The organism is Janthinobacterium sp. HH106 (assembly GCF_001758725.1).
GTDB lineage: Bacteria > Pseudomonadota > Gammaproteobacteria > Burkholderiales > Burkholderiaceae_D > Janthinobacterium.
In genome coordinates this window covers 58,895-82,313 of the sequence record NZ_LRIC01000005.1, presented here as the reverse complement: position 1 = coordinate 82,313, position 23,419 = coordinate 58,895, and the positions used below count along the sequence as shown (strand labels likewise).

Genomic DNA, 23,419 nt, shown 5'->3' with positions numbered 1-23,419 from the left:
AAGAAGATGACCATGGCTGTTTCTACTTTGTCCAACCGCGCCAGGACGGCCGCGCTGGCCACCGCGCTGGCCCTGGCCGGCTGCGCCTCGCTGGCGCCGCCATATGCGCCGCCGCCGCTGCCCGTGGCGGCGCAGTATCCGGAAGCCGATCCGGCCGGCGCGCAGGCGCCCGACGTCGCCTGGCAAGCCTACTTTGCCGACCCGCGCCTGCAGGCGCTCATTGCGCAGGCGCTGGCCGGCAACCGCGACATCCGCATCGCTGCCCTGCGCGTGGAAGAAGCGCGCGCCGCGTATGGCATCCAGCGCGCGGAGCAATTCCCCACCATCGCGCTGGGCGCCTCCGGCAGCCGCGCGCGCGTGCCAGACGACTTGAGTCCGACGGGCCGCGCCATGACGAGCGCGCAGTACCAGGCGGGCTTGAACGTGAGCGCCTGGGAACTCGATTTCTGGGGCAGGGTGCGCAGCCTGAAGGACAGCGCGCTGCAAACCCTGCTGGCCAGCGACGAGGCGCGCCGCGCCGTCGGCGTGGCCCTGGTGGCGCAGGTGGCCAATGGCTACCTGGGCTTGTGCGAACTCGACGAGCGCGTGGAACTGGCGCGCGCCACGGTCGACAGCCGCGCCGAATCGCTGCGCATCTTCACGCGCCGCTTCGAGGTGGGGTCGATTTCCAAGCTGGACCTGACGCAGGTGGAAACCCTGCTCAGCCAGGCCCTGTCGCTGTCGGCACAGCTGGAGCAGGCGCGCGCCGTGCAGGCGCATGCGCTGGCCCAGCTGGTGGGCGGCCCCGTCGACCTGACGCCAGTGGCTGGCGAGGTGCGCCGCTTTGACGACGCCAGCGTGCTGCAGCCGCTGCATGCGGGCCTGCCTTCGGCCTTGCTGACGCAGCGTCCCGACCTGATCGCGGCCGAGCACCAGCTGCGCGCCGCGCAAGCCAATATCGGCGCCGCGCGCGCCGCCTTCTTCCCCACCATTTCGCTGACGGCGGCTTATGGCACGGCCAGCGCGGAATTGAGCGGCCTGTTCGACTCGGGCAGCGGCGCCTGGAATTTCGCGCCGCGCCTGGTACTGCCGATTTTTGACGCGGGCCGCATCCGCGCCAATATGGACCTGGCCGAGGTACGCCGCGACGTGGCCGTGGCCAATTATGAAAAGAGCGTGCAGGGCGCCTTCCGCGAAGTGGCCGACGCGCTGTCGAACCGGCGCTGGCTGGCGCTGCAGGTCGATATCGGCAAGACCACCTTGGCCGCGCAGAGCGAACGCGCGCGCCTGGCCAAGCTGCGCTACGACAATGGCGCCGCGCCCTACCTGGAAGTGCTCGATGCACAGCGCGACCTGCTGACGGTCGAGCAGCAGCTGGTGCAGACGCGCCGCGCGCTGCTGTCCAGCCAGGTCAGCCTGTACGCGGCCCTGGGCGGCGGCGCACCCGCACCCGCCGCCGCTTCCACCCACTAATTTGATCGCCCCGATACCATGAATGCTCAACTGAAGAAAAAACTCATCCCCGCGGCGCTCGTCGTGGCCGTTCTCGTGCTGGGCTACGTGGCCTGGCAAAAAATGCGCCCCACGGGCCCTGGCGAAGGTTTTGTCAGCGGCAATGGCCGCATCGAGGCGACGGAAGTCGACGTCGCCACCAAGCTGGCCGGCCGGGTCAAGGAGATCCTCGTGCGCGAGGGCGACTTCGTCAAGGCGGGCCAGCCGCTGGCCACCATGCAGGTCGACTCGCTGACGGCCCAGCGCGACGAGGCGCGCGCGCGCCAGCAGCAGGCGTCCGATGCCGTGGTCGGCGCGCAGGCGCAGGTGGCCGTGCGCGAAAGCGACAAGGCGGCCGCGCTGGCCATGGTGGCGCAGCGCGAAAGCGAACTCGATGCGGCCAGGCGCCGCCTGGCCCGTTCCGAAACCCTGTCGAAGGAAGGCGCTTCCTCGGTGCAGGAACTCGACGACGACCGCGCCCGCGTGCGCAGCGTGGCCGCCGCCCTGAATGCGGCCAAGGCGCAGGTGACGGCGGCGCAGGCGGCCATCGATGCGGCAAAAGCGCAGGTGGTCGGTTCGCGTTCCGCCGTCGTGGCCGCCGAGGCGACCACGGCGCGCATCGATTCCGACCTGGCCGATGGCCAGCTGACGGCGCCGCGCGACGGCCGCGTGCAATACCTGGTGGCGCAGCAGGGCGAAGTATTGGCCGGCGGCGGCAAGGTGCTCAACCTGGTCGACCTGTCGGACGTCTACATGACCTTCTTCCTGCCCGAGACGGCGGCCGGCAAGGTGGCGATGGGCGGCGAAGTGCGCCTCATCCTCGACGCGGCGCCCAATTACGTGATTCCCGCCACGATTTCGTTTGTCGCCGCCAGCGCGCAGTTTACGCCGAAGACGGTGGAAACGGCCAGCGAGCGCCAAAAACTGATGTTCCGCGTGAAGGCGCAGATCAGCCGCGAGCTGCTGCAAAAGCACCTGGCCCTGGTCAAAGTGGGTTTGCCCGGCGTGGCGTGGGTGCGCCTCGATGCGAAGCAGCCCTGGCCCGCTGAACTGACGGCGAAGGTTCCGCAGTGAGCATGGACGTGACTTCCTTTGTCGTCAGCATCAAGGGCGTCAGCCAGCATTACGGCAAGACGGTGGCGCTCGACGGCATCGACCTCGACGTGCCGGCCGGCCGCATGGTGGGGCTGATCGGCCCCGATGGCGTGGGCAAATCGAGCCTGCTGTCGCTGGTGGCCGGCGCGCGCGCCGTGCAGCAGGGCAGCGTGATGGCGCTGGGCGGCGACATGCGCGATGCGCGCCACCGCGACGACGTCTGCCCGCGCATCGCCTACATGCCGCAAGGCCTGGGCAAGAATCTGTATCCGACCCTGTCGGTCGAGGAAAACCTGCAGTTTTTCGCGCGCCTGTTCGGCCATGACGCGGCCGAGCGCCGTCGCCGCATCGACCAGCTGACCCGCAGCACGGGCTTGCAGCCCTTCCTCGCGCGCCCGGCGGGCAAGCTGTCGGGCGGCATGAAGCAGAAGCTGGGCCTGTGCTGCGCCCTGATCCACGATCCCGACCTGCTCATTCTCGATGAGCCGACCACCGGCGTCGATCCCCTGGCGCGCGCCCAGTTCTGGGACCTGATCGCCGGCATCCGCGTGCAGCGCCCGCAGATGAGCGTGATGGTGGCCACCGCCTACATGGACGAGGCGCAGCGCTTCGACTGGTTAGTCGCCATGGATGACGGCAAGGTGCTCGATACGGGCACGCCGGCCGAACTGCTGGCGCGCACCGAAAGCGGCAACCTGGAAGCGGCCTTCATCAAGCTGCTGCCCGAGGCCAAGCGCGCCGGCCACCAGCCCGTCGTGATCACGCCGCTGGACGCCGCCAGCGCGCAGGACGTCGCCATCGAGGCCAAAGACCTGACCATGCGCTTCGGCGATTTTACCGCCGTCGACCATGTGAATTTTCGCATCGGCCGCGGCGAGATCTTCGGTTTTCTCGGTTCGAACGGCTGCGGCAAATCGACCACCATGAAGATGCTCACGGGTCTGCTGCCGGCCACGGAAGGCAAGGCCTGGCTGTTCGGCAAGGAAGTCGATTCCAACGACATCGACACGCGCCGCAGGGTCGGCTACATGTCGCAGGCGTTTTCCCTGTACAGCGAACTGACGGTGCGCCAGAACCTGGTGCTGCACGCGCGCCTGTTCCACGTGCCGGAGGGCGAGATCCCGGCGAGGATCGACGAAATGGCGCAGCGCTTCGACTTGCGCGCCGTGATGGACGACTTGCCCGACAGCCTGCCGCTGGGCATACGCCAGCGGCTGTCGCTGGCCGTGGCCATGGTGCACAAGCCGGAAATGCTGATCCTCGACGAACCGACGTCCGGCGTCGACCCCATCGCGCGCGACAATTTCTGGCGCCTGATGATCGAACTGGCGCGGCGCGACCGCGTCACCATCTTCATTTCCACCCACTTCATGAACGAGGCCGAGCGCTGCGACCGCATCTCGCTGATGCACGCGGGTAAAGTGCTGGTCAGCGATGCGCCGGCCGAACTGGTGCGCAAGAAGGGCGCGCCGTCGCTGGAGGCGGCCTTCATCGCCTACCTGGAAGAGGCGGGCGGCGGCACGGCAGCGGCGGCGCAGGAAAGCGAAGCCGAAGCGCCCGTGCAGAAGGCTGAAGCGGCCGCACCGCAGCACCGCCGCAGCCGTTTCAGCGTGAGCCGCATGCTCAGCTACATGTGGCGCGAGGCGCTGGAATTGCGCCGCGACCCCGTGCGCCTGACCCTGGCGCTGGGCGGCTCCGTGCTGCTGCTGTTCGTCATCGGCTTCGGCATCAGTCTGGACGTCGAAGACTTGAGCTATGCGGTGCTCGACCACGACCAGACGACCCTGAGCCAGAATTACACGAACAACCTGGCCGGCTCGCGCTACTTCGTCGAGCGCCCGCCGTTGCGCGACTATGCCGATATCGACAAGCGCATGCGCAGCGGCGAACTGTCGCTGGCCATCGAGATCCCGCCCGGCTTCGCGCGCGACGTGCAGCGCGGCGCGCCGGCGCAGGTGGGCGCGTGGATCGACGGCGCCATGCCGATGCGCGCCGAAACCGTGCAGGGCTACGTGCAGGGCATGCATCAGCTGTGGCTGGCCGACCAGGCCTTGCACCGCTATGGCATCACGATGAGCAATCCCGTCGCCATCCAGACGCGCTACCGCTACAACCCGGACGTGAAAAGCCTGCCCGCCATGGTGCCGGCCGTGATTCCCCTGCTGCTGCTGATGCTGCCGGCCATGCTGGCGGCGCTGTCCGTGGTGCGCGAAAAGGAACTCGGCTCCATCATCAACCTGTACGTGACGCCCGTCACGCGCCTGGAATTTTTGCTCGGCAAGCAGGTGCCCTACGTCGTGCTGGCCATGTTCAACTTCGTCCTCATGGCCTTGCTGGCGGTCACCGCCTTCGGCGTGCCGATCAAGGGCAGCTTGCCGACCCTGATCGGCGCCACCTTCATCTTCAATATCTGCGCCACGGGCATCGGCCTGTTCGCCTCGACCTTTACGCGCAGCCAGATCGCGGCCCTGTTCGTGACCATGATCGGCACCATGATCCCTGCCATCCAGTTTTCCGGCCTGCTCAATCCCGTATCGTCGATGGAAGGCGTGGGCAAGGCCATCGGCCTGATGTACCCGGCCACGCACATGCTCAATATCAGCCGCGGCGTATTCAACAAGGCGCTGGGCTTCGGCGACCTGCACGCCTCGTTCTGGCCCCTGCTCGTCGCCATTCCCGTGATCCTCGGCGTGACGGTGGCGCTGCTGAAGAAACAGGAGAGCTGACATGCGCCATCTTGAAAACATCTACCGCCTGGGCGTGAAGGAAATCTGGAGCCTGATCCGCGATCCGATGATGCTGATCCTGATCCTCTACACGTTCACCCTGGCCATCTACGTGGCCGCCACGGCCAAGCCGGAAACCCTGCACATGGCCTCGATCGCCATCGTCGACGAGGATGGTTCGCCGCTGTCCGCGCGCATCGCCTCGGCCTTCTTCCCGCCCCAGTTCACGCCGCCGGCCATGATCAACCAGAGCCAGGTCGATGCGGGCCTCGACGCGGGCCGGTACACCTTCGTGCTGACGATCCCGCCCAAGCTGCAGGCCGACGTGCTGGGCGGGCGCCAGGCGGAACTGCAGCTGAACGTGGACGCCACGCGCATGAGCCAGGCCTTCAGCGGCAGCGGCTACATCCAGCAGATCGTCGCTGGCGAGATATCGGAATTCGCCAAGCGCTACCGGGGCGCAACCGTCTCGCCCGTGGAGCTGGTGATGCGCGCGCGCTTCAACCCGTCGCTGAGCCAGGCCTGGTTTGGCTCGCTGATGGAGCTCATCAACCAGGTGACGATGCTGTCGATCATTTTGACGGGCGCGGCGCTGATACGCGAGCGCGAACACGGCACCATCGAGCATTTGCTGGTGATGCCCGTGACGCCGGCCGAGATCATGCTGGGCAAGGTCTGGTCGATGGGCCTGGTGGTGCTGCTGGCCGCCGCCCTGTCGCTGAACCTGGTGGTGCGCGGCATGCTGCACGTGCCGATCGAAGGCTCGATCGCGCTGTTCCTGTGCGGCGCGGCCCTGCACCTGTTTGCCACCACCTCGATGGGCATTTTTCTGGCCACGGTGGCGCGCAGCATGCCGCAGTTCGGCATGCTCCTGATCCTCGTGCTGCTGCCGCTGCAGATGCTGTCGGGCGGCAGCACGCCGCGCGAAAGCATGCCCGAGCTGGTGCAGAACATCATGCTGATCGCCCCGACCACGCATTTCGTCGAATTGAGCCAGGCGATTCTGTACCGGGGTGCCGGCATCGACGTAGTGTGGAAACCGTTCCTGGCCTTGCTGGCCATCGGCACGGCCCTGTTTACCTTCGCGCTGGCGCGCTTTCGCAAGACCATCAGCCAGATGGCGTAGCCCCCGCGCCGGAATGGTCCGGCGTTTTTTGCATGAAAAGGATAGCCATGACAACCGAAGCTGCACCATTTTTCTCCACCGGCGGCTTGCCGTCCCTGGGCATGCTGGGCGATTATGCGCGCGACTCGTGGCAGCGCATCGTGCTGTACGCGGACGTGATGCGCCGGCGCGGCAACCAGTACCAGGAGCACCTGGCCGAGGAAGTGCCGAACGTGCTCGACTTCCCCGCCGAACTGGTGATGTCGGGCCTGGAGCTGGCGCGCCCCGTCAACTACGGCCTGGCGCGCATTTTGACGCCCGATGCGCCCGAACCTGAGCCATCGAAACGGCCGTTTGTCGTCGTCGATCCGCGCGCCGGCCACGGTCCCGGCATCGGCGGCTTCAAGGCCGAGAGCGAGATCGGCGTGGCCCTGCGCGCCGGCCATCCGTGCTACTTCATCGGCTTCCTGCCCGATCCCGTGCCGGGACAGACGGTGGAAGACGTGATGCATGCGGAGGCGGCCTTCCTGGAAAAAGTCATCGCCCTGCATCCGCTCAGCGAAGGCAAGCCCGTCGTCATCGGCAATTGCCAGGCGGGCTGGCAAATCCTCATGACGGCGGCCATGCGCCCGGAATTGTTCGGTCCCATCATCGTGGCCGGCGCGCCCGTGTCCTATTGGGCCGGCTGGCATGGCCGCAACCCGATGCGCTACGCGGGCGGGCTGATGGGCGGCAGCTGGGCCACGGCGCTGGCGGGCGACCTGGGCAACGGCCGTTTCGACGGCGCCAGCCTGGTGCAGAATTTCGAAAAGCTCAACCCGGCCAACACGCTGTGGAGCAAGCAGTACAACCTGTACGCGAACATCGATACGGAAGCGCCCCGCTACCTGGAATTTGAAAAATACTGGGGCGGTCACGTCTTCCTCAACGACGTCGAGATGCAGTACATCGTCGACAATCTGTTCATCGGCAACCGCCTGGCCACGGCCGAATTGATCACCTCCGACGGCGTGCGCCTGGACTTGCGCAATATCCGTTCGCCCATCGTCGTATTCTGCTCGAATGGCGACAACATCACGCCGCCGCCGCAGGCGCTGGGCTGGATCACGGACCTGTACCGCGACGACAAGGACGTGCTGATGCACGACCAGACCATCGTCTACGCCGTGCATGACAGCATCGGCCACCTGGGCATCTTCGTCTCGGCCAAGGTGGGGCACAAGGAACACCAGAAATTCGCCAGCAATATCGACCTGATCAACCTGCTGCCGGCCGGTATCTACGAAGCACGGATCGTCGACAAGACGCCCGACACGCCGAATGCCGACCTGGCCAGCGGCGATTATGTGCTGCAGGTCGAGCACCGCGGCATCGAGGACGTGCGCGCCATCGTGCAGCCTAGCGTGGAAAACGACCGCAAGTTCGCCGCCGCCGCGCGCGTGTCCGAGGTCAACCTGGCCCTGTACCGCACTTTCGCGCAGCCGTGGGTGCGCGCCATGGTCACGCCGCAGACCGCGCGCTTCCTGCAGCTTGCGCATCCGCTGCGCGTGTCGTACGAGCGCTGGACCGACCACAATCCGCTGGCCAGGCTGGTGGCCAAGGAGGCGGAAAAAGTGCGCGCCCACCGCCAGCCGGTATCGCCCGACAACCCGCTGCTGGCCATGCAGGAAGCCGTCTCCGGCGCCATCACGGCCGGTTTGAACGGCTGGCGCGACTGGCGCGATACTGTGCAGGAAACCACCTTCGACCTGGTGTACGGCTCGCCCCTGGTGCAGGCGCTGACGGGACAGTCCATCGGCGATGCTGCGCCGCCGCGCCCCCATCCCGGCATCTCGCCCGAGCATTGCGAATACGTGCGCTGCGAAACGCGCAAGATGGACGAGGACATGCAGCGCGGCGGCCTGGTGGAAGCGGCCGTGCGCGCGCTGTTCTACATCTACCGCTTCCGCATGATCGCCGACGAGCGCAGGGTCAACCTGGCCCTCAAATTGATCAAGCCGCAATACCGGCAGGAGGTCAGCATGGAGGAATTCCGCGGCATCGTGCGCCAGCAGGCGCGCCTGATGCTGCATGATTTCGATGCCGCCATCGCCGCCTTGCCGGCCTTGCTGTCGCGCGCCGATCCGGACGACATCGGCGCGCTGGCCGAATGGCTGCAGCAGGTGCTGCAGGTGCCCGAGCCGCCGACGCCGGACGAGGAAGCAAGCCTGCAGCAGATGCTGGACGTCTTCGACCGCGCAGTCAAGCAGCAGGCGCAGGCGCTGCCGCCGGACGCGCGCGCATCCCATGCCGGACCCAAAGCCAAACCGGCCAAACATATTACCTCTGCCTAGAAGACCACGATGACTACTACCCAAGACGATGATCTGCATATCGTGCGTAACCGCACCTTCGACCAGATCGCCATCGGCGATACCGCCAGCATCACGCGCACCCTGAGCATGGACGATATCGCCCTGTTCGCAGTGATGTCGGGCGATGACAACCCGCAGCACCTCGATACGGAATTTGCCGCCGCCACCCGCTACCAGGGCGTGATCGCGCACGGCATGTGGGGCGCTTCCCTCATATCCGCCGTGCTGGGCACGCGCCTGCCCGGCGCCGGCACCGTCTACACGGGCCAGACCCTGCGTTTTTTGCAACCCGTGCGCGTGGGCGATACCTTGGCCATCAGCGTCACCGTCACGGCGCGCGAGCCGCGCAGCCGCCACGTGACCCTGGCTTGCCGCTGCGTCAACCAGCATGGCGCCGTGGTGCTCGACGGCGAGGCGCAGGTGATCGCGCCGGCCGAGCAGATCGAGCGGGCGCGCGCCACCTTGCCCGAAGTGCGCCTGCATAACGGCGACGGCACGCGGCGCCTGCTCGAGCACGCACGTACGCTGGGGCCGATCCGGGTCGCCGTGATCCACCCCTGCGATGAACTGAGTCTGTCTGGCGCGCTGGACGCGCATGCGGCCGGCCTGATCACGCCCGTGCTGGTGGCGCCGCGCGCGCGCCTGGAAGCGGTGGCGGCCGAAGCGGGCCTTAGCCTGGCCGGCATCGCCATCGAGGACGTCGAGCATAGCCATGCTGCCGCCGCGCGCGGCGCCGAACTGGCGGGCAAGGGCGAAGTCGAGGCGCTGATGAAGGGCAGCCTGCATACGGACGAACTGATGTCGGCCGTGCTGTCGGCCAGCGCCGGCCTGCGCACCAAGCGCCGCATCAGCCACTGCTTCCTGATGCAGACGCCCGCCTATCCGCGCCCTTTCATCATCACGGATGCCGCCATCAATATCGCGCCCAACCTGGCCATGAAGGCCGACATCGTGCGCAACGCCATCGACCTGGCGCACGTGATCGGCGTGGCCTGCCCGCGCGTGGCCATCCTGGCCGCCGTGGAAACGGTGAATGCGGACATGCCGGCGACTTTGGACGCGGCCGCCCTGTGCAAGATGGCCGACCGCGGACAGATCACGGGCGCGATCCTCGACGGCCCGCTGGCTTTTGATAACGCCGTGTCGATCGCCGCCGCCACCGTCAAGGGCATCGTCTCGGAAGTGGCGGGCCGCGCCGACATCCTGCTGGTGCCAGACCTGGAAAGCGGCAACATGCTCGCCAAGCAGCTCGAGTACATGGGCGACGCGGACAGCGCCGGCATCGTGCTGGGCGCGAAGATCCCCGTCATCCTCACCAGCCGCGCCGATTCGCGCGCCAGCCGCATCGCCTCGTGCGCCATCGCCGTGATGCTGGCTAACCATTACCGGAGCACGCCGCCATGAACGCGCCAATCACCCACGCCGACGGTGCCTTGATCCTGGTGCTCAATTGCGGCTCGTCGAGCATCAAGTTCGCCCTGTTCGAGCAGGCGGGCGGCGTGCTGCCGCAGCAGGCGCAATGGAGCGGCAAGGTCGAAGGCATCGGCCGCGAAAGCGCCACCTACCGCGCCGGCGGCCTGCCGGCGGTGGCCTTGCAGCTGGACCCGGAGCAGCCGCATCACGCGGCCCTCGAATACATCCGCGCGCAAGTGGTGGCGCAGCTGGACGGGCGTGCGCTGCGCGCCGTGGCGCACCGCGTGGTGCATGGCGGCAGCAAGTACTTCGCCCCCGTGCGCATCGATTTCAAGGTATTGGCGGACCTGAAAAGCTATGTGCCGCTGGCGCCCCTGCACCAGCCGTTCGCGCTCGAGGCGATCGAGGTGCTGCTCACATCGCGGCCCGACATCACCCAGGTGGCGTGCTTCGACACCGCCTTCCATCACACGGTGCCGCAGGTCGAGCAGATGCTGGCCCTGCCTTACGATGCGTGGGAGCGGGGCTTGCGCCGCTATGGTTTCCACGGCCTGTCCTACGAATACCAGTCGCTGGTGCTGGAACAGCGTTTCGGCGCTGTCGCGCGCGGCAAGGTCATCGTGGCCCACCTGGGCAGCGGCGCCAGCCTGTGCGCCATGGACAATTTGCACAGCGTGGCCACCACCATGGGCTTTTCCGCGCTCGACGGCCTGATGATGGGCACGCGCTGCGGTTCGCTCGATCCTGGCGCCGTGATCTACCTGATGGAAATCGAAAAGCTGTCGCTGGAAAAAGTGGCGCATGTGCTGTACCACGAGTCGGGCTTGCTGGGCGTGTCCGGCGTGTCGGCCGACCCGCCGGTCTTGCTGGCGCAGCAGGACCGGCAGGATGCGACGGGCGAACGCATCCGCGCCGCGCTGGCTTTATATATCAGCCGCATCGTGCGCGAGATCGGCGCCCTGACGGCCGTGCTGGGGGGACTGGACATGCTGGTGTTTACGGCCGGTATCGGCGAACACAGCGCCGAATTGCGCCAGCGCATCTGCGCCGAGCTCGGTTTTATCGGCCCCGTGCTCGATGCCGACGCCAATGCGCGCAACGCCAGCCGTATCTCCACCGACGCCAGCCGCATCGTGGTGGGCGTGGAGCCGGCCAATGAAGAGTGGGTGGCGGCGCGCCACGCGGCCCTGGCCGTGGGCACATGAGGATCTGACGCGTCAGGCCGCGCTCGATGGGAAATTTGCCGATTTGCACATATTTCTCGTTGAGTGCGCTAACGCACTGTGTGGTTTGCCAGTTATCTTTACTATGAAGTCATGCCATTGCGCTACATCAAAAAACAGCGCGATGCCTGGCAAATTTTGAACATTTTGCCCGCCTTTAGTAAGAATAAAATTAAACCATATTGAAAGGTCTCATCATGAACAAATTACTCGCCGCACTGATCGCTACCCTGTTTGCTACCGCCGCCTTCGCTCAAACCGCGCCGGCCACGGAAGCTGTCGTGAAAGCCCAGGCTTCCGCGCAAAAAGACGTCAACAAGGCTGCCGCTTCGGAAGCCAAAGTCGATGCCAAGGCTGACGCCAATGTCGCCAAGGCCGAGATGAAGGCTGACGAAAAGAAAGCTGACGCCCATCACAAGGCGAACAAAACCAAAGCCAAGGCCCATGACAAAGTCGTCAACGCCGATGCGGAAGACAAGCTGAAAGCGGAAGCCAAGGCAGACAAAACCGATGCCAAGGCCGATGCGAAAGCCACCAAGGCTGCCGTAAAAGCGAACGCCAAGGTCGCCAAGGAAAAAGTGGAAGCGAATGCCGACAAAGCCCTCGCCGCCACCAAGACGGAAGAAGCCAAAGCCAAAGCCGACGCTGAAGTCAAGGCCGCCGCCGCCAAGTAATTCCCCGTTTGCGGGCCACGGCCCGCAAGCCAAAAAGACAGCTTCGGCTGTCTTTTTTTCGTCTGCCACTTTTTTCGGGCACCGCTTGCCAGTCTTGATCTGGCACAAATGCTCCTCTTTTCGCCGTGCCATAGTGAATTGGCAAACAGACGAAGGAGGCACCATGAGCACCGCTAAAACGAAAAAATTACCGGCCGCCGGTTCGGCCGAAGGAGCGCCGGCCATGCAGTCCATGCAGTCCATGCCGGTCGAGGGTGACGTGCATGCCGGTACTGATGCGGCGGGCGCCGACGCCATGCCGGGGCCGCGCCTGGGCATGTCGTACGCGGATCAGGCGGCGCTCGCGCAGGGCGCGGCCGCGGCGAACGGCGGCGACATGCCGGGCGGCGGCATGGGCGGCGACGGCGGCGGCCAGGGCGGCGGTACGCCGCAGGTGCGCACCTGCGCCACGATGGACGTGCATCGCCGCCTGCTGACGGAAGATCCATCGTATGCGAACATCCGCGCCGATATTGAAAACCAGGCTGGCATGTACGAGGGCGCCGGCGGCAGCGCCGGGCGTTCCGGCGTGACGCAGATACCGGTGGTCGTGCACGTGGTGTGGAATACGGCCGCGCAGAATATTTCGGATGCGCAGATCGCCAGCCAGATCGATGTGCTGAACCGTGACTTCCGGCGCGTCAATCCCGATGTCAACAGCACGCCGGCGCCGTTCCTGCCGCTGACGGCCGATGCGCGCGTGGAGTTCGCGCTGGCCACCATCGATCCGCATGGCGCGGCCACCAGCGGCATCGAGCGGCGCCAGACGACCGTGGCCTCGTTTGGCGCCGACGATGCCGTCAAATCGCAGGCGACGGGCGGCATGGATGCCTGGCCGGCCGACAGCTACCTGAATATCTGGGTGTGCCAGCTGGGCGGCGGCTTGCTCGGCTACGCGCAATTTCCCGGCGGCCCGGCCGCCACCGACGGCGTGGTGATCCTGCAATCGGCCTTCGGCACGACGGGCACGGCGGCGCCGCCGTTCCACCTGGGGCGCACGGCCACGCATGAAATCGGCCACTGGCTGAACCTGAACCATATCTGGGGCGACGACGGCACCGGCTGCTCGGGCACGGACAACGTGGCCGACACGCCGAACCAGGGCGGACCGAACACGGGCCAGCCTTCGTTCCCCCACATTTCCTGCAGCAACGGGCCGAATGGCGACATGTTCATGAACTACATGGATTACGTCGACGATCCCGCCATGTTCATGTTCACGGCGGGCCAGGTGGCGCGCATGCAGGCCTGTCTCGACGGTCCGCGCGCCAGCATCGGCACGGGGACGGGCGGCACGGGCGCCACGCCGCGCCAGAGTTCCTCACCCGTCGTGGCCTGGGGCGCGAACCGCCTCGACGTCTTCGTGCTGGGCACCGACCGCGCGCTGTACCACAAGGCCTGGAACGGCACGGCCTGGGCGCCGTCCGTCACCGGCTATGAAGGGCAGGGCGGCATTTGCACCAGTGCGCCGCAGGTGGTGTCGTGGGGGCCGAACCGGCTCGACGTGTTCGTCACGGGCACCGACAGCGGCTTGTTCCACAAGTGGTGGAACGGCACGGCGTGGGGTCCGTCCCTGACCGGTTACGAAGCGATGGGCGGGCTGTGCGTGGGCGACCCGCGCGCCGTGGCCTGGGGGCCGAACCGCCTCGACGTGTTTGTCGTCGGCACGGACCGCGGCCTGTATCACAAGTGGTGGAACGGGGCCGCCTGGGGGCCGTCGCTGACGGGCTACGAAGCCATGGGCGGCATCTGCCTGGGTCAGCCGGAAGCCGTGGCGTGGGGGCCGAACCGCCTCGACGTCTTCGTCATCGGCACGGACCGGGCGCTGTACCACAAGTGGTGGGACGGCACGGCCTGGGGACCGTCGCTGACGGGCTACGAGCGCCTGGGCGGCATTTGCACCTCGTCGCCGAAAGCGGTGGCGTGGGGGCCGAACCGGCTCGACGTCTTTGTCACGGGCACCGATGGCGCGCTGTACCACAAGTGGTGGGACGGCGCGAAATGGGGGCCTTCCAACGACGGCTTCGAACGGCTGGGCGGCATCTGCGTGGGCGAGGTGGAAGCCGTGTCGTGGGCGCCCAACCGGCTCGACCTGTTCGTCATCGGCACCGATAGCGCCCTGTACCACAAGGCGTGGAACGGCAGCGCCTGGACGCCGTCGCTGACGGGCTTTGAAAGCCTGGGCGGCGTGTGCACTTCGCGCCCGCGCGCCACGGCCTGGGCGGCGAACCGCCTCGACGTGTTTGTCACGGGCACGAATGGCGCCCTGTTCCACAAGGCCTGGAACGGCACGGCGTGGTCGCCTTCCGTGAGCGGCTATGAAAGCCTGGGCGGCGTGGTATCGTGTTTCTGACGTCAATGCGTCAATGCGTCAATGCGTGAAACGGGAGGCGGCATGCACGGCATGACAACGGCTTTGCCCAGCGGCAGCTGGACGCATTCCTTCGAGGAGGATGCAGACGGTATCGAGGTGTACCGGCCCACGGCCACCTTTGTCTTTCCTCCCAGCCGCAAGGGACGCAAGGTGCTGGAGTTTGGCCCGTCCGCCGGCGCCATGGCGCAAGGGGCGGCGACATTGACGTCCATGGCGCCCGGCCCCGACGACCGTCCCCGCGCCGGCCCCGTTGCCAAGCTGGTGCCCTTGGGCATGGGCCGCTATGCCCTGAGTGATGCTGGCGGGGCGCAGGACGTGATCGACATCGTCGAAGCGACGCCCGACGTGCTGCGCCTGGCGCGGCGTTAAGGCTGGCCGCGCAACTTGTGCGCGAGCGCCGTGCGGTTGCCCACGCCCAGTTTCTGGTAAATCGCATGCAACTGGTTGCGCACGGTGGCCGGCGACTTGCCCAGTTCCCTGGCGATGCTTTTATACGGCAAGCCTTCCGCCGCCATGGCCGCCACCAGCCGTTCTGCCGGCGTCAGGCGCTGCATGGCAGCCTGCCTGAAACGTTGTGTGTCATCCTTGCTCTCCTGTCCGTAAGCGGCATGCCGGTGGCATGCCTGCAGGGATAACGGGATCACGGCGCCTATCTGTAAAATTATTTTCTCTGCTGCCAGATGCGATGAACGAAAAAAAAGACAGGCGAACCTGTCTTTTCGTGTGGCTGGGTGGCGCTCAGCCGATGGCTGCCATGGAGACAGGCTTCAGCTTGGCCGCCAGCGCCTTGCCCTTCTTGGCGCGCTTGCCGAAGTGCTCGGCCAGGGCCGTGGCGCCCAGCGACGCATCCTGAGGTTTCGAGGCCCGGCCGATGCCCGAGACCACCACGCCGCGCTGCGTGATCGGCTGCACGGCCAGCAGCTTGTCCTTGGCATCGAGGTCGATCAGCTTGACGCCGGTGCCGCCCTTGGACAGGGTTTTCATTTCATCGAGGCCGAACACCAGCAGGCGCGCGCCTTCCGTCAAACAGGCCAGGGCGCTGGCCGCCTCGGGGATGACTTTCGGCGCCAAAGGCACGTCGCCATCGTCCAGGGTGATGAAGGCCTTGCCGCCTTTCAGACGGCTCGTCATGTCGCCCGCCTTGGCGATGAAGCCGTAGCCGGCGCTCGACGCCAGCAGCAAATTGGTGGCGCCATTGCCCGCAAAGTAATGGAGGATGCGCACGGCGTTGCCCGGCGTGCCGCCGCTCAGGTCGCACAAGGTCGTGATCGGCACGCCGTCGCCGCGCGCGTTGGGCAGCGCCGAGACGGGCACCGAGTAGATCTTGCCGTTGTTGCCAAATCCCAGCAGGGTGTCGACCGTGCGGCACTCGAAGGCGCCATGCAGGCTGTCGCCCGCCTTGAAGGTGAACTGCGCCGCATCGTGGCCGATGCCGGTACGCGCGCGCACCCAGCCTTTTTCCGAGATGATGACGGTGACCGGCTCATCGACCACTTTTTGCTCGGCCACGGCTTTCTGCGCTTCCTCGATCAGGGTACGGCGCGCGTCGCCGAACTGCTTGGCATCCGCTTCGATTTCGCGGATGATGGCGCGCTTCATCGAGCCCGGGTTGTCGAGCAGGTCCTGCAGCGATTTTTCTTCCTTGCGCAGCTCGGCCAGTTCCTGCTGGATCTTGATCGTTTCCAGGCGCGCCAGCTGGCGCAAACGGATTTCCAGGATATCGTCGGCCTGGCGCTCGGACAGTTTGAACGCCTCGATCAGGGCCGCTTTCGGCTCATCCGAATTGCGGATGATCTGGATCACCTTGTCGATATTGAGCAGGATCGCTTCGCGTCCTTCCAGGATATGGATGCGGTCCTTGACCTTGCCCAGTTTGTAGCCGGTGCGGCGCGTGACGGTCTCGAAACGGAAATCGATCCACTCGCGCAGGATGTCGCCCAGGCCTTTCTGGCGCGGACGGCCGTCGCCGCCTATCATCACCAGGTTGATTGAGGTCGACGATTCCAGCGACGTATGCGCCAGCAGCATCAGCATGAATTCCGTCTGGTCCTGGTTTTTCGACTTCGGCTCGAACACGAGGCGCACGGGCGCGGCGCGGCCCGATTCGTCGCGGATGGTGTCGAGCGAATTGAGGATCAGCGCCTTCAGGGCCACCTGGTCCGGCGACAGCGCCTTCTTGCCCAGCTTGATCTTCGGATTGGTCAGTTCCTCGATTTCTTCCAGCACCTTTTGCGAGGAGGTGCCCGGCGGCAGTTCCGTCACGACGGCTTGCCACTGGCCGCGCGCCAGTTCCTCGATCTTCCAGCGCGCGCGCACTTTCATGCTGCCACGGCCGCTCGCGTACATGTCGGCGATCTGCGAGGGCGGCGTGATGATCTGCCCGCCGCCGGGGAAGTCGGGGCCGGGCATGATGGCCATCAGCTCGGCGTGCGTCATCTTCGGATCGCGGATCATGGCGACGGCCGCTTTCGCCACTTCGGCCAGGTTGTGCGACGGGATTTCCGTCGCCAGGCCCACGGCGATGCCGGAGGCGCCATTGAGCAGCACCATCGGCAGGCGCGCCGGCAGCAGCTTCGGTTCTTCCGTCGAACCGTCGTAGTTGGGCTGGAAGTCCACCGTGCCCATGCCGATTTCATCCATCAGCAGCTTGGCGATCGGCGTCAGACGCGCTTCCGTGTAACGCATGGCCGCGGCGCCGTCGCCGTCGCGCGAGCCGAAGTTGCCCTGGCCGTCGATCAGCGGGTAGCGCAAGGAAAAATCCTGCGCCATGCGCACCAGCGCGTCGTACACGGACTGGTCGCCGTGCGGATGCAATTTACCCAGCACGTCGCCGACCACGGCCGCCGATTTGCGCGGCTTGGCCGTGGAATTCAAGCCCAGCTCATTCATCGCATACAGGATGCGGCGCTGCACGGGTTTCTGGCCGTCGCACACGTCGGGCAGGGCGCGGCCCTTGACGACGGAGATGGCGTAATCGAGATAGGCGCGCTCGGCAAAGGTGGACAGGGTCAGCGCTTCGCCGTCGAATACCGGTTCATCCGGCTCGATCGGCTCAGGCTGGGCATCGTCAAATAAATTGGTTTGTGTGGACATGGCGCTTGTTTCGGTGTTAAGTGGTTGCGGTTGAATTCATGGGGGCGATTATGACAGCCCGGATTTGGAAAAGGATTTGCCGTAGGTCTTGTAGATGTAGCACATGGTGAAATACAGCACGGCCAGGGCCAGCTCCACGCTGTTGTGCATCATCTGCATGGCGCGGATGGCCGGGGCCTGGCCGGCCAGCACGACGCTGGCGAGGGACGGCACCAGCACCACCGGCCAGATCGTCTTCCATTTGAAATCGGTGGGGGAAAACAGCAGGCCGGCGCACGACCAGGCATACAGCGCGGCGCCCACGAGGGCGGCCGGCAGCTGCTGCACATACAGCAAGGACAGCAGGCCCGCACAGCCGATCAGCCATGCCGCGCGCAGGCGGGGCAAAAGCGCCTCCGGCCAGCCGCAATCGCCATACAGGCCGGTGGCGCTGCGCAGGGCCAGCGCCGCCAGGCAAAACATCATCGGCATGGCGTCGCCGATGGCCAGCGCCGACTGGCCCTTGCCGCTCATGAACATGGCGGCAAACAGCGACATGCCCAGAACCAGGAGCAGCAGCATGCCATGCAGCAGCTGGCGGTTCATCGCATACGCGAGCAGGGCCGACGCGCACAAGCCGGCCGCAGTGACGAGGCGCACGGTGTCGCTGCGTTCGGGCAGGAACAGCATCAGCGTCAGCAGCAGATAGGGCGCGATCCAGCCCAGCTGCCGCAAGCCGGGCCGCTGCCACAGCACGGGCAGGCGGTCCTGCAGCGCTTCCTGCAGCGAATCCAGGCGCGCGAACAGGGGCGCCGGCCAGCGCAAGGCATGCATGGCCAGCAGAGTAAAGGCCAGCGCCTGGAAACCGAGCAGGCTGGCATAGGCGGCCGCGTCGCCGAGCTTGAAGCCGGCCGCATCGAGCACGCCCGCGAGCATGAAGTGCAGCACGAAGCCCAGGCCGCCCGACGCGAGCGCCGTCTGCTTGAAGTAGCGTTTGCCATGCACGGCGTGTTCCCACTGCTCGAACAGGTCCGTATCGAGCTTGTAGGCCAGCATCTCGCCATGCTGCCAGCGTATCGCGTGCAGCAGTTCGCGCAGCTGCAGCGTGAATTTTTGGTCGAACAGCTGGCGCGCATAGGCGCTTGGTGCCTGCTGCGACATGATGCAGTCCAGGCCGGGGTAGCTGTCGCGGTTGTCGCTGAAATGGGCGAACGAGCGGTCCGCCCGGTAGCGCTGCACGGCACTGCGCACCAGGTCCGCATGGCTGCGCGCCAGGTAGGAAAAGTCGTGGTCCCAGCCCAGCTGCTCGAACAGGGCCTGACGCAGCGCCAGGTCATAGCCGGCGCTGGCGCAATAGCGCAGCGCGCACAGCTCGAATTCCTCGCGCACGTCGAGGTTGAGCAATTCTTCGCGCTCGAGGAAACCGGGCAGCAGGGCGGCCGCGTTGCGGCGCCGCGACTGCTCCAGGAATGCATGCCACAGGCTGATGGCTTCCTGCACCGGATCGATGGCGACCACGCCCCATAGTTCCGGCGGCGGTGCCTGGTCCTGGGCGATGACGCCCCACAGTTCCGCAGGTGCTTCTTGTGCGGGCTCGTCGATGACGCCCCACAGGTCGGCCGGTTCCATGGGCGGCGCTTCTGGCGCTTGCGCCACCGCCGCTTCGGCCGCTTGCGCTTCCGGCAGTTCATCAGCAAACAGGTGCGCATGGCGCAGCGCGTATTCATACGCTTCGCGCAGCTCCTGGAAGGCGGCCGGATCGTCTTCGGGCCGCGTCACCTTCAGGCGCTTCGCATACGCGCGCTTGAGGGCGCGCTCGTCGCCGGTCGGCTCCGTGCCCAGGATCTCCCACAGGCCGCGCTGGCCGTTGTGCATGCCGCCGTCCATTTACAGGAAGCTCTCGCTCTCGACCTGGCGCAACACCTCGTCGAGCGCCTGGCGCGCCTTGCGGATGGTGGCCGGGTCCTGCGTTTCCAGCGCGGCCTGGAAATTGGCCGTGTGCGCCGCGAGGTACTGGCGCACGTCGCCCAGCGACTGTTCGTACAGGCGGTCGGCGCGCGTGACGAGGGTGCGGTTTTCCATCTGCTCGCGCGGGTGGATCTTCAGGTCGGCCAGTTCCGCAAAGCGCTGCTCGATCTGTTCCGGCGTCATCACGCCCGCGTTGTCGCTGATGATCATCTTGTGGCGTTCCTGCGTGGCCAGCACCGTCACTTCCGCTTCCAGCACGCCGCTGACGTCGTAGGTGAAGCGCACGTCGATGCCGATCTCGCCCGCCTTTTTCGCGGGGATCGGGAAGCTGATCTTGCCGAGGAAGACGTTGTCGGCCACCAGGCGCGACTCGCCCTGGAAGATCGCCACGTTGATTTCCTTCTGGTTGTCGTGGATGGTGGTGATGTTTTCCGTGCGCGAGACGGGTACCACGGAGTTGCGCTCGATGATGGGCAGGTAATGCCCGCCCTCATACTGGTTCGCGCCGACCTGGCGCGAAATCGAAATGCCCAGCGAATACGGCGCCACGTCCGTCATGACCACTTCGTCGAGGGCCGCGTCGCGCATCTTCAGGCCCGCCTGCACGGCGGCGCCCAGCGCCACGGCTTCGTCCGGGTCCAGGTGGATGGCGGGGAAGCGGCCGAACATGCGCGAGACCAGTTTACGTACCAGCGGCATACGCGTGGCGCCGCCGGCCAGCACCACTTCATTCAATTCCGCCGCGCGGATGGTGGCGTCGCGCAGCGCCCGTTCCACGGGCAGGCGCAGGCGTGCCAGCAGCGGCTCGCACAATTGCGCCAGCTTGTCTTCGCCGATCTCCCAGCTGTATTCCTTGTCCTGGTAGCGCGTGGCCATGCGCACGGACGGCTGGTCCGACAGCAATCGCTTGACGCGCTCGGCTTCGTCGCGCAGCAGCTGCTGCTGGCGCGGGTCGAGCAGGCGGCTGCCGACGGCGTCGCGCAGGCCGCTGCCTTCCATGAAAGCGTCGACCAGCACGGTGACGAAGTCTTCGCCGCCCAAAAAATTGTCGCCGGCCGAGGCGCGCACTTCCATCACGCCTTCGAACAGTTCCAGGATCGACACGTCGAACGTGCCGCCGCCCAGGTCGAAGACGAGGAATTTGCTTTCCTGTTCCTTGTCGCGGATGCCGTAGGCCAGCGCGGCTGCCGTCGGCTCGTTGAGCAGGCGCTCCACGCGCAGGCCCGCCAGCTGGCCGGCGATGCGCGTGGCCTTGCGCTGCGCATCGCTGAAATACGCGGGCACGGTGATGATGGCTTCCTCGACCTTGTGGCCCAGGAAGGCTTCGGCATCTTCCTTCAGCGCGCGCAGCACCATCGACGACAGTTCTTCCGGGCGGAATTGCTGCGTGCCGAGGGTGATCTTCTTTTCGCTGCCCATGTAGCGCTTGAAGACGGCCGCCGTCAGCTGCGGGTGCGTCTGCAGCCGTTCGCGCGCGGCGCGGCCCACCAGCACGGTGCCGTCGTCGTCGATGCTCACGCACGACGGCGTCAGGTGTTCACCGAGCGCATTCGGGATGATGGAAGCCTTGCCGTCGCGCCAGATGGCGACCAGGCTGTTGGTGGTGCCCAGGTCGATGCCGATGATCATCAGATATCCGCCTCCGCCTCATTGCCGTGTTCCTCGATCCAGGCGCGGCGTCCTGCCGCCTCGCCCTTGCCCATCAACATATTGAAGCGCAAGGCCGAGGCCATGTGGTCGATTTCACCAAGCGTGACGGGCAGCAAACGGCGCGTGTCCGGATTCATCGTCGTTTCCCACAGCTGCTCGGCGTTCATTTCGCCCAGGCCCTTGAAGCGCGAGATCGACCAGGCGCCCTGTTTCACGCCTTCCTTGCGCAGCTTGTCCTCGATGGCGACCAGCTCGCCGTCGTCGAGCGCATAGATTTTCTGCATCGGCTTCTTGCCGCGCGCCGGCGCGTCCACGCGGTACAAAGGCGGACGGGCGATGCAGATGTGGCCCTTGTTGATCAGGACGGGGAAGTGCTTGAAGAACAGGGTCAGCAGCAGTACCTGGATGTGCGAGCCGTCCACGTCCGCATCCGACAGGATGCAGATCTTGCCGTAGCGCAGGCCCGACAGGTCGGGCGAGTCGCCCACGCTGTGCGGGTCGACGCCGATGGCCACCGCAATGTCGTGGATCTCGTTATTGGCGAACAGGCGGTCGCGGTCCGTCTCCCACGAGTTCAGGACCTTGCCGCGCAGGGGCAGGATCGCCTGGAATTCCTTGTCGCGGCCCATCTTGGCCGAACCGCCCGCCGAGTCGCCCTCGACGAGGAACAGTTCATTGCGCGCGATGTCCGACGATTCGCAGTCGGTCAGCTTGCCCGGCAACACGGCCACGCCCGAGGATTTTTTCTTTTCCACTTTTTGCAGCGAGCGCTGGCGCGACTGCGCCTGCTTGATCACGAGCTCGGCCAGCTTCTTGCCATAGTCGACGTGCTGGTTCAGCCACAGTTCCAGCGGCGGCTTGGTGAAGGTCGATACGAGGCGCACGGCGTCGCGCGAATTGAGGCGTTCCTTGATCTGGCCCTGGAATTGCGGGTCCAGCACCTTGGCCGACAGCACGAACGATGCGCGCGCGAACACGTCTTCCGGCAGCAGCTTCACGCCTTTGGGCAGCAGCGAGTGCATTTCGACGAAGTTTTTCACGGCGCCGAACAGGCCGTCGCGCAAGCCCGATTCGTGCGTGCCGCCATTCGAGGTGGGAATCAGGTTGACATACGATTCGCGCACGATGGCGCCTTCTTCCGTCCACGCCACCACCCAGGCTGCGCCTTCGCCTTCGGCAAAGCCTTCCGAGTCCGGGCCCGCGTATTGCGCGCCTTCGAACAGGGGAATCAGGGTTTCGCCATTCGATACCTGCGCCAGCGTTTCGGTCAGGTAGCCGCGCAAGCCTTCCGCGTACTGCCAGGTCTGCGTATCGCCCGTCTTCGCGTTGGTCAGCGTGACGGTGACGCCCGGCAGCAGCACGGCTTTCGAGCGCAGCAGGCGTTGCAGCTCCGTTTGCGAGATGTTCGGCGAATCAAAGTATTTTGCATCGGGCCAGGCCGTGACGCGCGTGCCGGATTTCTTGCCGTCGCGCGGGGCGGGGCGGGAACTCAGGGGCTCGATCACGTCGCCGTTGGCAAACACCATGTGGTGCAAGCCGTTGCCGTCGCTTTCCTTGCGCCACACGGTGATTTCCAGGCGCGTCGACAGCGCATTGGTGACGGACACGCCAACGCCGTGCAAGCCGCCCGAGAACGCGTAGGCGCCGCCCGAACCCTTGTCGAACTTGCCGCCCGCGTGCAGCCGCGTAAACACGATTTCCACCGTCGGCACGCCTTCTTCCGGGTGCAGGCCGACGGGAATGCCGCGGCCATTGTCTTCGACGGTGATGCTGCCATCCGTGTTCTGCGTCACGGCGATATGCGTGCAATGACCGCCCAGCGCCTCGTCGGAGGCATTGTCGATCACTTCCTGAATGATGTGCAGCGGATTTTCAGTGCGGGTGTACATCCCCGGGCGCTGCTTGACGGGTTCCAGTCCTTTCAGGACACGGATGGATGATTCGCTGTAGTCGGATGCTGGTTTTTTAGTGGCCATACGTGTTCAAGCTAAGTAAAGACAGTGGTTGGAACGCCACGCCAGGGCACTGCGGGGCGCAATGACAGCGGCGGCGATAACTGTATGAATATACAGTATATCCCGTCCAGCGTCACTGGGGGAGGGCAGTGCGGCAGGCTTGGCGTCCTTGTGCGGACGCTCGCGCATTCTATCTTGTCCGGGGAGCAATAGCGCTACTCCAGGGCAACAACGGTGCGCCGCGCGCGTGGTTTTGCGCCAATTGTGATGGATTTTATGCGGTAAAGCCGCCTTTTTTACA

Annotated in this window: 15 protein-coding genes; 10 read left to right on the top strand and 5 right to left on the bottom strand. The window is 65.9% G+C overall.

Annotation, left to right across the window (positions count from 1 at the left end; all coding sequences use genetic code 11):
• Positions 1–12 precede the first annotated feature (12 nt).
• The 10 genes from JAB8_RS04225 to JAB8_RS04180 all read left to right on the top strand — a co-directional run bounded on the left by JAB8_RS04225 (position 13) and on the right by JAB8_RS04180 (position 14,842).
• The gene (locus JAB8_RS04225; protein WP_139142940.1) at positions 13–1,452 is read left to right on the top strand and encodes an efflux transporter outer membrane subunit; all 1,440 of its coding nucleotides are present in this window, start codon (positions 13–15) and stop codon (positions 1,450–1,452) included.
• Positions 1,453–1,470: 18 nt separating this feature from the next.
• On the top strand, positions 1,471–2,544 hold the full coding sequence (locus tag JAB8_RS04220; RefSeq protein WP_070224282.1) for an HlyD family efflux transporter periplasmic adaptor subunit: 1,074 nt from the start codon (positions 1,471–1,473) through the stop codon (positions 2,542–2,544).
• Positions 2,545–2,546: 2 nt separating this feature from the next.
• Positions 2,547–5,291 (top strand): ribosome-associated ATPase/putative transporter RbbA, encoded by a 2,745-nt coding sequence (gene rbbA, locus JAB8_RS04215; protein WP_070288631.1) that lies wholly within the window; start codon positions 2,547–2,549, stop codon positions 5,289–5,291.
• 1 nt (position 5,292) lies between these two features.
• Positions 5,293–6,417 (top strand): ABC transporter permease, encoded by a 1,125-nt coding sequence (locus JAB8_RS04210; protein ID WP_070224284.1) that lies wholly within the window; start codon positions 5,293–5,295, stop codon positions 6,415–6,417.
• A 101-nt stretch (positions 6,418–6,518) separates the two neighbouring features.
• Positions 6,519–8,729 (top strand): DUF3141 domain-containing protein, encoded by a 2,211-nt coding sequence (locus JAB8_RS04205; protein ID WP_254679447.1) that lies wholly within the window; start codon positions 6,519–6,521, stop codon positions 8,727–8,729.
• Positions 8,730–8,738: 9 nt separating this feature from the next.
• Positions 8,739–10,154, top strand: coding sequence for a bifunctional enoyl-CoA hydratase/phosphate acetyltransferase (locus JAB8_RS04200; RefSeq protein WP_070224286.1), 1,416 nt, complete (start codon positions 8,739–8,741; stop codon positions 10,152–10,154).
• Positions 10,151–11,368, top strand: coding sequence for an acetate/propionate family kinase (locus JAB8_RS04195; protein WP_070288629.1), 1,218 nt, complete (start codon positions 10,151–10,153; stop codon positions 11,366–11,368). Before JAB8_RS04200 ends, JAB8_RS04195 begins: the two co-directional genes overlap by 4 nt.
• A 215-nt stretch (positions 11,369–11,583) precedes the next feature.
• The gene (locus JAB8_RS04190) at positions 11,584–12,060 is read left to right on the top strand and encodes a hypothetical protein (RefSeq protein WP_070224288.1); all 477 of its coding nucleotides are present in this window, start codon (positions 11,584–11,586) and stop codon (positions 12,058–12,060) included.
• 163 nt (positions 12,061–12,223) lie between these two features.
• The gene (locus tag JAB8_RS04185) at positions 12,224–14,452 is read left to right on the top strand and encodes a M43 family zinc metalloprotease (protein ID WP_217494200.1); all 2,229 of its coding nucleotides are present in this window, start codon (positions 12,224–12,226) and stop codon (positions 14,450–14,452) included.
• A gap of 42 nt (positions 14,453–14,494) precedes the next feature.
• A complete protein-coding gene (locus JAB8_RS04180; protein WP_070224289.1) occupies positions 14,495–14,842 on the top strand; it encodes a hypothetical protein in 348 nt (115 codons plus the stop codon).
• On the opposite strand, the gene JAB8_RS04175 is transcribed toward JAB8_RS04180, so the two are convergent.
• The 5 genes from JAB8_RS04175 to JAB8_RS04155 all read right to left on the bottom strand — a co-directional run bounded on the left by JAB8_RS04175 (position 14,839) and on the right by JAB8_RS04155 (position 23,139).
• On the bottom strand, positions 14,839–15,027 hold the full coding sequence (locus tag JAB8_RS04175) for a helix-turn-helix transcriptional regulator (protein ID WP_035822224.1): 189 nt from the start codon (positions 15,025–15,027) through the stop codon (positions 14,839–14,841). The two genes, JAB8_RS04180 and JAB8_RS04175, sit on opposite strands and share 4 nt — an antisense overlap.
• Positions 15,028–15,211: 184 nt before the next feature.
• The gene (gene parC, locus JAB8_RS04170) at positions 15,212–17,566 is read right to left on the bottom strand and encodes a DNA topoisomerase IV subunit A (protein WP_070288627.1); all 2,355 of its coding nucleotides are present in this window, start codon (positions 17,564–17,566) and stop codon (positions 15,212–15,214) included.
• 48 nt (positions 17,567–17,614) lie between these two features.
• Positions 17,615–19,420 carry a J domain-containing protein gene (locus JAB8_RS04165; protein WP_139142939.1) on the bottom strand — a complete coding sequence of 602 codons (1,806 nt, stop codon included), beginning with the start codon at positions 19,418–19,420 and terminating at the stop codon, positions 17,615–17,617.
• Between the two features lie 12 nt (positions 19,421–19,432).
• On the bottom strand, positions 19,433–21,142 hold the full coding sequence (locus JAB8_RS04160) for a molecular chaperone HscC (RefSeq protein ID WP_070288625.1): 1,710 nt from the start codon (positions 21,140–21,142) through the stop codon (positions 19,433–19,435).
• On the bottom strand, positions 21,142–23,139 hold the full coding sequence (locus tag JAB8_RS04155; RefSeq protein ID WP_070288624.1) for a DNA topoisomerase IV subunit B: 1,998 nt from the start codon (positions 23,137–23,139) through the stop codon (positions 21,142–21,144). Before JAB8_RS04155 ends, JAB8_RS04160 begins: the two co-directional genes overlap by 1 nt.
• Positions 23,140–23,419: the final 280 nt, after the last annotated feature.